Source organism: Vibrio syngnathi (assembly GCF_002119525.1).
Classification (GTDB): domain Bacteria; phylum Pseudomonadota; class Gammaproteobacteria; order Enterobacterales; family Vibrionaceae; genus Vibrio; species Vibrio syngnathi.
Window position 1 is genome coordinate 1,604,475 of sequence record NZ_CP017916.1, and the last position, 14,855, is coordinate 1,619,329.

At 44.9% G+C, this 14,855-nt stretch carries 12 protein-coding genes; 10 read left to right on the plus strand and 2 right to left on the minus strand.

The features are described from left to right. The gene (locus tag K08M4_RS07500) at positions 1 to 2,346 is read right to left on the minus strand and encodes an ATP-binding protein (protein ID WP_086049429.1); all 2,346 of its coding nucleotides are present in this window, start codon (positions 2,344 to 2,346) and stop codon (positions 1 to 3) included. 450 nt (positions 2,347 to 2,796) lie between these two features. Here K08M4_RS07500 and K08M4_RS07505 point away from each other — a divergent pair, with 450 nt between their 5' ends. Then, positions 2,797 to 4,380, plus strand: a complete 1,584-nt coding sequence (locus K08M4_RS07505; protein WP_017103159.1) for an ABC-F family ATPase — start codon at positions 2,797 to 2,799, stop codon at positions 4,378 to 4,380. A 237-nt stretch (positions 4,381 to 4,617) separates the two neighbouring features. On the opposite strand, the gene fdhD is transcribed toward K08M4_RS07505, so the two are convergent. After that, a complete protein-coding gene (gene fdhD, locus K08M4_RS07510; RefSeq protein ID WP_086049430.1) occupies positions 4,618 to 5,439 on the minus strand; it encodes a formate dehydrogenase accessory sulfurtransferase FdhD in 822 nt (273 codons plus the stop codon). Positions 5,440 to 5,809: 370 nt separating this feature from the next. Here fdhD and K08M4_RS07515 point away from each other — a divergent pair, with 370 nt between their 5' ends. The 9 genes from K08M4_RS07515 (at position 5,810) to K08M4_RS07555 (ending at position 14,842) form a co-directional block, all read left to right on the plus strand. Further along, positions 5,810 to 6,274, plus strand: a complete 465-nt coding sequence (locus tag K08M4_RS07515; RefSeq protein ID WP_086049431.1) for a DUF3305 domain-containing protein — start codon at positions 5,810 to 5,812, stop codon at positions 6,272 to 6,274. Further along, a complete protein-coding gene (locus K08M4_RS07520) occupies positions 6,264 to 6,953 on the plus strand; it encodes a DUF3306 domain-containing protein (protein ID WP_086049432.1) in 690 nt (229 codons plus the stop codon). The genes K08M4_RS07515 and K08M4_RS07520 overlap by 11 nt, the downstream gene beginning before the upstream one ends. A gap of 299 nt (positions 6,954 to 7,252) precedes the next feature. Beyond that, a complete protein-coding gene (locus K08M4_RS07525) occupies positions 7,253 to 8,914 on the plus strand; it encodes a 4Fe-4S binding protein (protein WP_086049433.1) in 1,662 nt (553 codons plus the stop codon). 9 nt (positions 8,915 to 8,923) lie between these two features. After that, on the plus strand, positions 8,924 to 9,592 hold the full coding sequence (locus K08M4_RS07530; protein WP_435532558.1) for a TorD/DmsD family molecular chaperone: 669 nt from the start codon (positions 8,924 to 8,926) through the stop codon (positions 9,590 to 9,592). 76 nt (positions 9,593 to 9,668) lie between these two features. Continuing rightward, entirely contained in the window at positions 9,669 to 9,869 is a 201-nt protein-coding gene (locus tag K08M4_RS07535) for a twin-arginine translocation signal domain-containing protein (RefSeq protein WP_198299325.1), read from the plus strand. Positions 9,870 to 9,879: 10 nt separating this feature from the next. Next, positions 9,880 to 12,735, plus strand: coding sequence for a formate dehydrogenase subunit alpha (locus K08M4_RS07540; RefSeq protein WP_086049436.1), 2,856 nt, complete (start codon positions 9,880 to 9,882; stop codon positions 12,733 to 12,735). Positions 12,736 to 12,746: 11 nt separating this feature from the next. Beyond that, a complete protein-coding gene (gene fdh3B / locus K08M4_RS07545) occupies positions 12,747 to 13,355 on the plus strand; it encodes a formate dehydrogenase FDH3 subunit beta (protein WP_010440854.1) in 609 nt (202 codons plus the stop codon). A 13-nt stretch (positions 13,356 to 13,368) separates the two neighbouring features. Next, positions 13,369 to 14,442: a formate dehydrogenase subunit gamma gene (locus tag K08M4_RS07550; protein WP_086049437.1), complete on the plus strand. Its 1,074-nt coding sequence runs from the start codon at positions 13,369 to 13,371 to the stop codon at positions 14,440 to 14,442. Then, positions 14,426 to 14,842: a hypothetical protein gene (locus K08M4_RS07555; RefSeq protein ID WP_086049438.1), complete on the plus strand. Its 417-nt coding sequence runs from the start codon at positions 14,426 to 14,428 to the stop codon at positions 14,840 to 14,842. The genes K08M4_RS07550 and K08M4_RS07555 overlap by 17 nt, the downstream gene beginning before the upstream one ends. Positions 14,843 to 14,855: the final 13 nt, after the last annotated feature.

Sequence of the window (14,855 nt, forward strand, 5' to 3'; positions counted from 1 at the left end):
TTACTTCACCAGTAGATGTTGACGATCAAGAACGTTAGTAATGTGGCGGAACCAGTGCTCGGAAATTCGAGCCTTTTCTTCATGCCAACCAATATAACCACGGCTTTCAAAGTAACGCAGAATCCCCGTTATCTCTGCCGTGCTCAGCTGTGTACATTCAGACAACACTTCTGGAGAAGCGATTTCCAGTTGCACAATAGAACGCAGTACAGCCAACATAGGTTTCGGCATATTCTCCAGTTCCTGCGCTTCAGGAACGTGGAACAAACGTACCACGGCTTGATCTGTCTCTTTATTGCGGTTCAAAGAGAGCCTAAAGAAACGCAGCGCAACGGTAGGGTTGCCATCAGAGTAGTGCCACAAGATTCGATAGAAGCCTTGGCGTGCACGATCTTCCTCGCTCATGTCATCTTGGTCCCATTGCTTAGGGACAACTAAGCCATCAAAAGACAACGGCTTCTCAAGCTCTGTATTGATACGGCTATTTAGAAGTTCACCCACTTGTTTCTCTGTCCAACGCGGAAGGAAGCACACCAAATCAAACAGCAGACGCTCGCCACGCGCTCGATCAACAAATCGCCAGCTTGATTTGGCAATCGATATCACGACACGGTGATTCTTTTTAGAACGACGCAGAAGGTTGGTCAGACGAATCAAATCAGACAGGCCACCGACCATTGGTTTCACCAGTCGTTGTGCGTTGTCTATCGCAATCAAGTAAGTGGTATTGCTCTTACGCAGGTGCGCTAAGATCTGAATCTCAGTCGCTTCTTCTTCCAAGCCGATGCTCACGGCTAAATGCGCTAAGAGCTCTTGATAACCCGCGTAAGGGCAACTTACATATACGGGCTCAGCGTTAGATACTTTGTGCAGCAAGGTATAAAGCAGCGTTGTCGCGCCCACACCACGCTCGCCTGAAACAATACAGATAGCTGGGCTGTCTGACATCAAATATCGAGACAATTGCTTAACCTCGTCACCGGCATAGTCAATCAACGTACTGTCTATATTACCCGGCAGAATGTATTCATACGTTTGATCCCCTTTGATTCGAACCAAGTTTTGCTGATTCTTATCAAGGTCAGACTGCTTAGCCACTTCGATTCTAAACAGATACGCTAAAGCTTGACTAAATAGCGTGTAGTTAGACAGCAAGGCCATGATGCGGTGTTGGAAGTTGTAAACGCTCAGCCACACGATACCAATGGCCGTCGCCAGTATATTAAGTAACAAGGTATCTTTACGGTTTACCGCCCAATTCACCCATACCGGACGATCAGAAATGTGTTGAAGTGTATCAAAGACCTTCGCTCTCCATAACCTGAGCACTGACACCGTAACCAATACAAACCAGAAAAACAGGGCGCTATATATCCAACTATAAATCGTGCCTTTACCTAGCGTAATGCTCGATATCTGTAGAATCACCCCCGCAACAATGAAGCTCCACACATAACGGCGAATAGTTGATAGGCGCAGCGCGATCACTTCTTGATTGGATGTACGACCTAAACGGTAGGCAAATTCCAAAATAAAGCTGATGGCAATCGAACCACCGAGAATCCACCATGTGAATATTTCGAGGAAAATCAGGTGTTGCAAGCTAGGGATGTTTGAAAGCACTCTCAATGAAAGCGTGATGGCAATTAGCCAAGCAATCGCACGTTCAGCGCGGCTGATGTACCAAATGACACGAACCAAGAAAGGAGGGGTCGTTTTCGCTTCAAGAAAGTTAATTCGAAACAACTCAATTAAGCGAGTGCTGTTAGCAAGCCACCACACTAAACCGAAATAGATGAATAACACTTTTAACGACGCACCAATCACAGGTACGGGCGAAATAAAGATATCGTTAACTAACGCCTTGAAGCTTCGGATTTGGAAGTATGCAAGATACTCAATATTGAGCTTAGTTAATTCCCACTCTTGCTTGAACTGGGTGACACCATAAGGGCCAAAGCCGGTTAAGCGTTCTTTGTTCGCAGAGTTCGTCTGTTCTAGAAGATGCTGTTTACTGACGTTTAAGTTATTCAATGTGACGTAGCTAGTTTGAACGGCAAACCATTGATCAGCGTCGTTGTTATCTCTATAAGCTTTTATCTGTTGCTCGAAGGTTTTGATTTCCAATTTCTGAACACGCAGAACTTCGGCAAGCAAAATATTAACTTGGCGTTTGTCCGATTGTTCCATGAAAAGGGGATCGGGTAGAGAATCAATACGCTTATCCAGATCAATCGCTATATTGGATACCTGCGGTTGAGATTGTAAGTCATATTCCAAGTTGGCATGACTAGGCCAAGAGAGAATGGTCAAAGTGAGGATTAACAAGCGCGATAGTGAACGCATAAAAGTCTCTTAGAATTATGAGGTTAGGATTACTATAGTTAGATAATCTGACTTTGTGAAATCCAACCCTGTATCGGGGGCGAGTACTTTATTCCTGTTTCAACCGATTTTTTCATGAAATTGTCAGGGATTAGGCTAGTCTTGGCTATGTCTGTTGCTGCTTTGATCGGGTTGGTTTTACTGTAACTGATTAGCATACGATATATTCAATGGTCGGCATGATTTGGGACGTTATATCTCTCCCATTTTAGGGCGCTGTTTGATATTTTGTTTTCCCTGAAAATCAGCGGCTTTTCGTCGATAAATAGAAAATCAAAAGTGTGAGTCAGCTCAAACTATGATTTGGTTGGGTTATCACTACTTAATCGCGGGTAATTGCAATCAAGACTTGCAGTTAAAGCCCCGAAGAAGTAACGTTGCGGCGTTTTTCACATTAAAAAGGTAACGGCATTGATCTCCACAGCAAATATCACCCAACAATTCGGCGCTAAGCCACTTTTCGAAAATATTTCAGTTAAGTTCGGCGAAGGCAACCGCTACGGTTTAATCGGCGCGAATGGCTGTGGTAAATCGACGTTCATGAAGATCCTATCGGGTGAACTTGAGCCAAGTGCTGGTAACGTAAGCTACGATCCAAACGAGCGCGTTGCAAAGCTAAACCAAGACCAATTTGCTTACGAAGAATTCACGGTAATCGACACGGTTATCATGGGTCACAAAGAGCTTTGGGCTATAAAACAAGAACGTGACCGTATTTACTCGCTTCCAGAAATGAGCGAAGAAGATGGCATGAAAGTGGCTGACCTTGAAGTTCAGTTCGCTGAAATGGACGGCTACATGGCAGAAGCTAAAGCCGGTGAGCTTCTTCTTGCGGTAGGTATTGAAGAATCAATGCATTTCGGTCTGATGAGCGAAGTCGCACCAGGTTGGAAACTTCGTGTTCTATTGTCTCAAGTACTGTTTGCAGACCCGCATATCATGCTTCTTGACGAACCAACGAACAACCTGGATATGGACACTATTAAGTGGTTGGAAGATACGCTAAACCAACGTAACTGCACAATGATCATCATTTCGCACGACCGTCACTTCCTAAACTCTGTTTGTACACACATGGCTGACCTTGATTACGGCGAACTTCGTCTATTCCCTGGTAACTACGATGAGTACATGACGGCTGCGACTCAAGCTCGTGAACGTCTACTGTCTGACAACGCTAAGAAGAAAGCACAAATTGCTGAACTTCAAACGTTCGTATCTCGCTTCTCTGCTAACGCATCTAAAGCGAAGCAAGCAACGTCTCGTGCTAAGCAGATCGATAAGATCCAACTAGACGAAGTTAAAGCATCTAGCCGTCAAAACCCATTCATCCGTTTTGAACAGTCTAAAGAGCTATTCCGTAACGCACTTGTGGTTGAAAACCTATCTCAAGGTTTTGAAGAAGACCTATACAACAAGTTCGACGGTATTTTCGAAGTAGGTGAGCGTGTTGCTATCATCGGTGAAAACGGTGTAGGTAAAACAACACTACTTAACACACTAGCTGGCGCTCTTGAGCCACGCACTGGTGAGTACAAGTGGTCTGAAAACTCAAACATCGGTTACTACGCTCAAGATCACGCTCACGATTTCGAAACAGACATGAACCTGTTTGACTGGATGAGCCAATGGCGCCAAGAAGGCGAAGACGAGCAGGTTGTTCGTGGTTTCCTAGGTCGTATGTTGTTTGGTCAAGACGACATTAAGAAATCTGTAAAGGTTATCTCTGGTGGTGAGCAAGGTCGTATGCTTCTTGGTAAGATCATGATGCATAAACCAAACATCCTGCTAATGGATGAGCCAACAAACCACATGGATATGGAATCTATCGAAGCGCTTAACTTGGCTCTTGAGAACTACAAAGGCACATTGTTCTTCGTATCTCACGACCGTGTATTCGTAGACTCGCTTGCAACTCGTATCCTTGAAATCAAAGATGGCAAGATCAACGATTTCCGCGGTACTTACGCAGAATTATTGAAAGCACGCGGCTAAGCTTTAAGTTAGCCTTAGCTTTCAACTCAATACGTTGGAAACTAAGCCAAAAGCCAAAAGCTATAAACTGAAAATTAAAAACGCCGTCATACTGAAAAGCATGACGGCGTTTTTGTATCTAACTAAGTTTCTATGTATCTATCCTTGACGAATCACTAACTCTTTACATCAGAACTTTACAATTAGAAGCGGTTAGTGAATCACCAATCAAACTTACGCTTTTTTTCCGACTGCTGATTATTCACCTTTCACATCAAAATCAATCTTCTCTGCGCCAGTGAACACTTGGAAACGCAGGCCTTTAGCGCGGGCAATAGTCGTGATACCAAATTTCTGAGCCAAATCTAAGCCCATTTGCGTTACGCCAGAACGTGATAGCAGAACTGGGATACCCATCTGTGCGACCTTGATAACCATTTCTGACGTCAAACGACCTGTTGTATAGAAGATCTTATCATCACCTGACTCTTTGTTAAGCCACATCTCACCAGCCAATGTATCAACGGCATTGTGTCGGCCAACATCTTCAACAAACGATAGAACTTTGTCGTCTTTACAAACCGCGCAACCATGGACTGCGCCAGCTTTCTTGTAGGTATCGTTGTAATGAGTCAATGCTTCAAGCGCAGTGTAGATTTCAGATTGCTTAATCTTGTTTTGAGGCACTTGGTAATCTTCCAACTGCTTCATTACGTTGCCATACATGGTTCCCTGACCGCAGCCCGAGGTCACTGTCTTCTTCTTAAGCGCTTGCTCAAGTTGGCTCGTGTCTTCTTTGGTGATGACTGCAGCAGAACTGGTTTCCCAATCGATGATGATAGATTCAACCGCTTCTGGATCTGAAAGGAAGCTTTGGTTCTTCAAATAACCCAAGACTAAAGATTCAGGGCGCGAGCCGAGTGTCATCAGGGTTACGATCTCTTTCCAGTTCAACATAACGGTAAGAGGGCGTTCGCAAGCGATCTGTTTAGTTAGTTTCTCACCATATTCGTCGAACACTTCAACTTCGATTGTCTGAAGTGGGTTTTCGCTGGTCTTTATTATGTTTGGTTTTACCACAGTCACATCCTACTTAATGAGATAGCGATTTTAAGAGATAAGAAGTTAACAAGAGGGTCTAACGCCGTTCTTGTTCATCGATTCTTTAGCTCATGCTTAAAGCAAATCTCATTCCAAAATAACGGGTATTCAGGAAAACATGAAGCATTTGATTAAAATAGCGCAAAATATGGGAGTTCACCGAGTGGAGTTGTCTGAAATAACCAGTATCGACTAACGTTATAGTGACAACTTGATAACGAACGCTATAGATACGCTCTCGCAGTTAATCCGTATTGGCGTGTTTATTGCTTTATGGGGTGTATATGATTGCGCACAGTACAAAATGTCCTAAGTGCATTCAGGCCGAAGAAAATCAATTGGGTGAAGTATGTCTGAGATAAAAGAATTCAAAGAACAATATGAAAAAACAGAAGCAGCTTGGCCAATCGGTGTCCAAAGAATAGAAAAAGAGATCAAAACAGGTATCTGGGTAACGACGCAATGGGAATTGACCGGGTTTGAACTGTCGCCAGAAGACGATGCCCAAGACGTTTGTTTACTCCAATTACATAAAGACGAGCGTACAGACTATCGATTCAACCTAAGCTCTCAGCAACCTAAGCTTTTCTTAGTAATGGATAATGTCGATTCTGATGTTAAGCCCGTCATTCAGTTACTTACTGCCTCACAAACCGTTGCAGGGCAATACATGGACGGTGACAACCAAGTGCTTTCCTACGACATTCCATTACCAGTACAAGCTTGGATGGAAGCGTTCATCGGTCGTCATGGCGAGTTATTAGAAACAAGACGTAAGAAACGCAAAGGCGCGGGAAGATCAAATGGCAACTAACTTCTTTAGTCGTTGGTCTCAACGAAAGCTTGATGAATCCACTGACGAACCTTGGGAAGTAGAGCAAACACTGGAAGCAACAGCACTCACTCCCTCTGATTCTTCATCTTCTGAGATTTCACCTGCTGATCTTTCGTCTGAAATGGAATCAGCAACGCCTCAGTCTTTAGAGAGTGAAACTTTAGAAACCAATGAAGAAGTTCACGCTGCTGACACTCAAGGTTCCGTACCAGAAGCCACTGAAGATTTGTCTGTAGCTCAATTATTGGTTTCAGAAGCATCAGAAAGCGTAAAAAAAGCGGCATTGCGTAAATTATTCCTCTCAGAAGAATTCAACGTTCGTGATGGTTTAGATGATTACGACGACGATTACAGTAATTTGAAGTCTCTTTCTGAAGGGGTTGCGGAAACCTTACGAGATTGGGTTAAAGATAAGACGGAAGAAGAAACCACACCAGAAGAAGAGCAAGTCATTGATAATAAAGATGAGGGTGACGTTTTAGAAGGTACTGAAAGCGATCTTGAGGTATCTGATAATGAATTTGAAACGTCAGAAAGTGCCGAAATAACCGAACAAGAAAGAGATCTGTATAAAAACACAGTATCAGATGATAACGCTACAATGTCAGACGAGGCTGACCTGAAAGAGATGGGACAAAATATACCACACAAAGAATAGGTACATTTTGACTAAATACTCAATGAACCGCTTGAGACAAAATGTCCCAAGCGGTTTTTTTATACGCACAATAAACGCTATAAAGAATTAAATTATTGATATATAAGGCTTATTGAATTGGCATGGCATTTGCTAAATAACGTTTATTATCAACTTTTTTGTAGATAGACGAATTCATAGTCTGACGAGCGGGATACTGGCTAAAGGGTTAGTTGTTAACGGATTACTCAGCAAGTTCTCTATCGCTTACTACAATGAAGGTTGAACAGATTATCCATGTCCAAAGATGGAACTGAGCAATGCTTAAACAATTATTAGAACAAGCAACTTCAAATAACGCTAAAGCAAGACTGTATGCATTTGAAAATACAGTTGAGTTAACAAATCTGATTCCACCTACTGTTAGCTACGAAAGCGGCGGTAATACTCTTATTATTGGTCCAACTGCGATCATCGAAAGTGCTGCGGCTCAATTACCTCAATTGACGAGCTTAACCTTATTGTCGACAGACGGCGAAAAGGGCAAAAACCCAGAACTGTACTTCGCGAATTCGGTTCAAGTATCCGGTTTCCTTGGCACGTTTGAAGTTGTGATTGAGAGTAAAGGCACATCAAGCAACTTGGCGAAAATCGCGATTAATCACGATTGTTTCGATGTTGTTCTAGACCTATGTCTGAATAGCTGCATGACAGAAGAAGTGCCTGTACCGGGTTATTACCCAGTGGGCCGAGGCTATCCAAAACTGGCCGAAGCACTGGAAGAGATTCCAACGCTAATGGGTACATTTGATAAGCCTAAGTTCTTCCGTTTAGACACTGACCTTTGTGCGCACAGTTCTCGTGGCGTAAAAGGGTGTGAACGCTGTGTTGACGCTTGTCCTGCTGGCGCACTATCAAGTGAAGGCTCAGACAAAACAGGTCACAAGATCGAGATTAACCCTTATCTATGTCAAGGCGTAGGAACTTGTGCAACAAGCTGTCCTACAGAAGCGATTACCTATGCGCTTCCAAGCCCTGACGATACTCAAAAGTTCATTGAACGTACGCTAGCTAACTATGAACATGCGGGCGGTCTGGATCCAATCGTACTTATCTGTAGCTCTCGTCATGAGACTTACAATGTAATGGCGCTAAAAGCACTACCAGATAACGTTATTCCAATCGTGGTTGAAGAACTGCCTTCTATTGGTATTGATACTTGGTTTGCAGCGCTAGTGAATGGCGCAACTCAGGTTCTGTTTGCTGCTTCTCGTTTTATGCCAGAGACGATCATTCGTGTTCTGAATAACGAAGTAGGGATTGCTCAAGAGCTACTAGACCAAATCGGTGTTCCAAAAGAAACCATCGATATCCTGTATTTAGAATCTCTACGTGAAGGGCCTCCAACACTGTGCGTTGATTCTTTCGACCTTGCACTTGGCGATCTTCAAGGCAATAAACGTCAACGTCTGTTCACAGCACTCGATGCGATGTCTTCGTCTCGTATCCCAGTTGAAAACATTGTTGAACTTCCTTCGAATGCACCATACGGCACGGTTTCGTGTGAAAGCAAAGATTGTACTTTGTGTATGAGTTGTGTGGCGGTGTGTCCTACACGTGCTCTTCATACCGATGGCGCCTCTCCATCCCTTAAGTTTGTCGAACAAGACTGTATTCAATGTGGTCTGTGTGAAAAGGCATGTCCTGAGAATGTTCTTACTCTGACTCCTCGTATGAATTGGGTGAAAGAGGAACGTCAGAACGCTGTTGTGATTCATGAAGAGAAAGCCGCGGAATGTTTACGTTGTCATAAACCATTCGCACCGCAGTCTATGATTGACATGTTACAAAATAAGTTACGCGGTCACTCTCATTTCTCAGATGAGACAGCAATTAATCGTATTGCGATGTGTGAAGACTGCCGTGTGGTAGACATGTTCGATTCAATGGCTCAAGACCCATTGAAACAATTGAAATACTAGGAGTTGGCCTTGGATACTAATTTGGATCAGGCACAAGAGCCTGAGCTCGCAAAAGAATTAAAGCAAGAACAGACACTAAGAACTGAAATCTATCTGGTTCTTTCTGCATTGTTTCGTAGCGCACCTTCTGAAGAGGTGATCGACTTTCTCAAGACGCTAGACATTGAAGCGTCTGAGAGTGCGATGCAAAAGGCTTGGATTGCGATTCAACAAGCCGCAACCGAATCAAACCGCGAAGCACTAGAAGATGAGTATCAAAATCTTTTCATTGGCATTGGCCGCGGAGAGATTGTTCCATTTGGCTCTTGGCATAGAACTGGCGCCATGATGGAAAAACCATTAGCAGAGATTCGTCATGACCTAGAGCTTTTAGGCATTGAACGTGATGATCAAGTGAAAGAACCAGAAGATCATATTGCTGCATTGTGTGAAGTAATGGCGATGCTAACCGGCGAAGAAGAAGCGCTTCAACAAGCCGTTTTCAATAAGCATCTTGGCCCTTGGTTTAACTCTTTTACACGTCAGCTTGAAAGTGCAGAAAGTGCGAACTTCTACAAATCGGCAGCTCAGCTGTGTGAAGCATTCTTAACGTTGGAGCAAGTTTGTTTCAGCGTGAACACAAAAAGCAGTAAACACAAATTAAAGATTGATGTGAAAAACGTCACTGATTACGAGTAATCGAGCAGTACGCGATTATATCGATAGAGGGGCATTAAGCCTCCAAAAAGATCTACCGTAAGGTAAGGAAGCAATGATGAAAGATAATAAAGAGATAAACACAAGCCGTAGAGACTTACTCAAAGGTTTAACGACTGCAGCCGTCGCTGGAGCCGTTGTCGCTGGAACAACCAAAGTGGCAACTGCTTCAGAAACGGTTGAAATGCCTGAAAAAGACGTGAAGAAGACGGGCTATCGTGAAACGCAACATATTCGCGATTACTACGACACACTTTAGGAGATAACGGATGAAACTTGTCAAACGCTCCGATAGTGTGAGCAAAGAAACCAATCAACTAGGTGTGTCTCGTCGCGCCTTCATGAAAAACACTTCACTTGCTGCTGGTGGCGCGGTTGTAGGCGCAAGTCTATTCGCTCCGGGCATGATGAAGAAAGCACAAGCTAAATCAGTCGATCCAGAAGCGAAAACAGAAGTGAAACGTACTATCTGTTCTCACTGTTCTGTGGGTTGTGGTATCTACGCTGAAGTTCAAAACGGTGTTTGGACAGGTCAAGAGCCTGCTTTCGATCACCCATTTAATGCTGGTGGACACTGCGCGAAAGGTGCTGCACTGCGTGAGCACGGCCACGGTGAACGTCGTCTTAAGTACCCAATGAAATTGGAAGGCGGTAAGTGGAAGAAACTTTCTTGGGAACAAGCGATTGAAGAGATCGGTAACAAAGCGCTAGAACTTCGTAAAGAGTCTGGTCCTGATTCCGTTTACTTCCTAGGTAGTGCGAAACACAGTAACGAGCAAGCTTACGCATTCCGTAAGATGGCGTCGCTTTGGGGCACCAATAACGTTGACCACCAAGCGCGTATTTGTCACTCAACCACAGTAGCCGGTGTTGCAAACACTTGGGGTTACGGTGCGATGACCAACTCGTTCAATGACATGCACAACTGTAAGTCGATGCTGTTCATTGGTTCAAACCCTGCAGAAGCTCACCCGGTTGCGATGCAACACATCCTAATCGCGAAAGAGAAGAACAACTGTAAGATCGTTGTTGCGGATCCTCGTCGTACGCGTACTGCTGCGAAATCTGATCACTATGTTTCTCTGCGCCCGGGGTCAGATGTTGCGTTTATCTGGGGTCTGTTATGGCATGTCTTTGCTAACAAGTGGGAAGACCAAGAATTCATCCGCCAACGGGTATTCGGCATGGACGAGATCCGTGAAGAAGTTGCGAAGTGGAACCCAGCAGAAGTTGAGCGTGTAACAGGCGTTAGCGAAGAAGACGTTTACCACACAGCAAAACTGCTTTCAGAAAACCGTCCGGGTTGTATCGTTTGGTGTATGGGTGGTACTCAACATACTACGGGTAACAACAACACACGTGCTTACTGTGTCCTTGAGCTTGCGCTAGGTAACATCGGTAAATCAGGTGGCGGTGCAAATATTTTCCGTGGTCACGATAACGTACAAGGCGCAACTGACCTTGGCGTACTATCAGACACGTTGCCGGGTTACTACGGCTTGTCTGAAGGTTCGTGGCGCCATTGGTCTAAAGTTTGGGATATCGACTTTGACTGGGTTAAAGGACGTTTCGACGACAACGCATACGGTGGTCAAAAACCAATGAACAGTGCAGGTATTCCTGTCTCTCGTTGGGTTGATGGCGTGCTTGAAGACAAAGACAAGATTCGTCAACGCGAAAACATCCGCGCCATGTTGTACTGGGGTCACGCGGTGAACTCTCAGACTCGTGGTCCAGAGATGAAGAAGGCGATGCAGAAGCTGGATATGATGGTTATCGTTGACCCATACCCAACAGTCGCGGCAGTAATGAACGATCGTACTGATGGCGTTTACTTGCTTCCAGCAACCACTCAATTTGAAACCTACGGCAGTGTAACGGCATCAAACCGTTCTCTACAGTGGCGTGACAAGGTTGTTGATCCTCTGTTCGAATCAAAGCCTGACCATGAAATCATGTACCTTCTTTCTAAGAAGCTTGGTTTCTCTGATCAGCTGTTCAAAAACATCCGTGTTGAGAACAACCAACCATTGATTGAAGACATCACTCGTGAATTCAACAAAGGTATGTGGACGATCGGTTACACAGGTCAAAGCCCAGAGCGTTTGAAAGAACACCAACAAAATTGGCACACGTTCCACAAAACAACGCTTGCTGCAGAAGGTGGCCCAGCAAATGGCGAGACTTACGGTCTGCCTTGGCCATGTTGGGGCAACCCAGAAATGAAACACCCAGGTACGCATATCCTTTACGATACGTCTAAACCTGTTGCAGAGGGTGGCGGTAACTTCCGTACGCGTTTCGGTGTGGAATTTGAAGGTCAAAACCTATTGGCTGAAGACAGCTACTCGAAAGGCAGCGAAATCAAAGATGGTTACCCAGAGTTCAGTGACAAACTGCTGAAGCAACTGGGTTGGTGGGACGACCTAACAGCAGAAGAAAAAGCCTCTGCTGAAGGTAAAAACTGGAAGACTGACGTTTCTGGTGGCATCCAACGTGTTGCTATCAAGCATGGTTGTATTCCGTTTGGTAATGCGAAAGCGCGTGCGATTGTTTGGACATTCCCAGACCGAGTTCCACTGCACCGTGAACCACTTTACACACCACGTCGCGACTTAGTTGCTGACTACCCAACGTGGGATGACAAGGAAGCAATCTTCCGTGTTCCTACGCTGTACAAATCCATTCAAGACCAAGACAAGTCTGGTGAGTACCCGATTATTCTGACTTCTGGTCGTCTGGTTGAGTACGAAGGAGGTGGTGAAGAAACCCGTTCAAACCCATGGCTAGCCGAACTTCAACAAGAGATGTTCGTTGAAGTGAACCCGAAAGACGCGAACGACCTTGGCTTCAAAGATGGTGATGACGTTTGGGTTGAAGGTGCAGAGAAAGGCCGAATCAAGGTGAAAGCGATGGTCACTCGTCGTGTTAAACCGGGTTTAGCGTTCTTGCCGTTCCACTTCGGTGGTAAGTTCGAAGGCGAAGATCTGCGTTCTAAGTACCCAGAAGGCACTGATCCTTACGTTATTGGTGAAGCAGCCAATACAGCAACCACATATGGTTACGACCCTGTCACGTTGATGCAGGAAACGAAAGTAACCCTTTGTAATATTCGTAAAGCGTAAGGAGTCTTAAAATGGCTAGAATGAAATTTCTTTGTGACACCAAACGTTGTATCGAATGTAACGGTTGTGTCACTGCATGTAAGAACGAAAATGATGATGCTCTGGAATGGGGTATTCAACGTCGCCGCGTTGTAACACTGAACGATGGTGAACCGGGTGAAAACTCTATCTCAGTAGCGTGTATGCACTGTACTGATGCACCTTGTATGGCAGTTTGCCCAGCAGACTGTTTTGAACATACAGAAGACGGCATCGTACTTCACAATAAAGATCTATGTATCGGTTGTGGTTACTGCTTGTTTGCTTGTCCGTTTGGCGCACCTCAATTCCCTAAACAGGAAGCCTTTGGTGAGCGCGGTAAGATGGACAAATGTACCTTCTGTGCTGGCGGCCCTGAAACAGAGCCAGGTTCTGTGGAAGAGCGTCAGAAGTACGGTGCGAACCGTATTGCGGAAGGCAAGTTACCAATGTGTGCTTCGCTTTGTTCGACAAAAGCGCTGCTTGCAGGTGATGCTGAGCAAGTCTCTGATATCTTCCGTCAGCGTGTTGTAGAACGCGGTGCGAAGGGTGCTGGCTGGACAGACGGCAACGACCTTTCTTACGATGCGATGAAGAGCTAGGTAGGAGAGACATATGCTTACAATGTTTAAGCGTCTCTTCCTTGTTGTGCTGCCGATGTTGGCAGCACTAACAATGCTGTCTCCTATGAGCCATGCATCAGAGACTAACGCTTCACAAACTCAATCGAGTAGTGCAGAAAGAGAAATCACACAACTTGCTGGCGCTGATTTTTGGCGACAAGTAAGAAACGGTGAAGAAGGTTACACCACATCTCAGTCTGCTGAGCACGGTGTGTTGATCAGTGCACCAGGCCAAACGTGGTACATATTGAAAGAGAAGTGGATGTCACCAGCGGGTGCTGTCGCTATCTTTGGCAGTATTGCTTTCGTTACCTTAATGTACGTTGTAATTGGCCCCTTAATGCTGAGTGCGCCAAGAACGGGTCGTAAGATCAAACGTTGGTCACGACTGGACCGCGCCTTGCACTGGAGTATGGCGTTTACCTTCTTAACACTGGCTTTCAGTGGTTTGATGTTGGTTTACGGCAAGCACTTTTTGAAGCCGTACATTCCAACTGACCTTTGGGGCTTTATCGTTCTATTGGCGAAGCAATACCACAACTACATCGGCCCGATTTTCTATGTGCTGTTGATGGCTGTACTTATCAAGTGGTGGCGCAAGTCGATCTTCAAAATGGTCGATATCCAGTGGTTCATAAAACTGGGTGGTATGGTCGGGAAACATAAAGGTTCTCATCCATCTGCAGAGTTTTCGAACGCAGGTGAGAAAGCGCTATTCTGGCTATTGATTGTTATGGGTAGTGTCGCTGCGATCAGTGGCTTGGTTTTGGACTTCCCAATCTTCGGTCAAACCCGTCGTGATATGGAGCTTTCGAACTTAGTTCACATGCTTGCTGCTCTGATCCTTATCTGTGGTTTTGTGTTCCACATCTATATTGGCTTGTTCGGTATGGAAGGCGCACTAGAAGGCATGGTAACCGGTGAAGTCGATGAAACTTGGGCTAAAGAGCACCATGACCTTTGGTACAAAGAAGTGATGGAACAAGAAAAAAACAGCGTTGAACAAAGCGCTAACGTAGCAACAGAGAAAACGGAAGGGGTGAATAAGAATGAACAAACCTCATAAGGGTATTTGGGTTGCTTACATCCTAAGCTGCTTTACCCCATTTACTTGTCTTCTGTCTGGTGTGATTGCCATCGTCTACGCGGGCTATCGATTAGATAAAGGCGAAGACGGCGAAGTAGTGGATACCCATTACTATGGCTTGATTCGCTCATTCTTCTTGAACTTAACGTTCTTTGTCGTGCTTATCGTCACGGTAGCGACCTCTAATGGCGTGTTGATCGGTGTGAACGATTACTGGTATCAAAACCATATTATCGATGACATCGCTTACTATATTCCATATGTGGGCATGTTGTTTGGTGGTGTTGCGATTGTGGTTTGGTTTATTCGTATGTATCAAGGTATGCAGCGTTTAAGTCAAAACCTACCGCAAAATCCGACAACAGGACCAAACCTGTAGTGAGTATCAGACG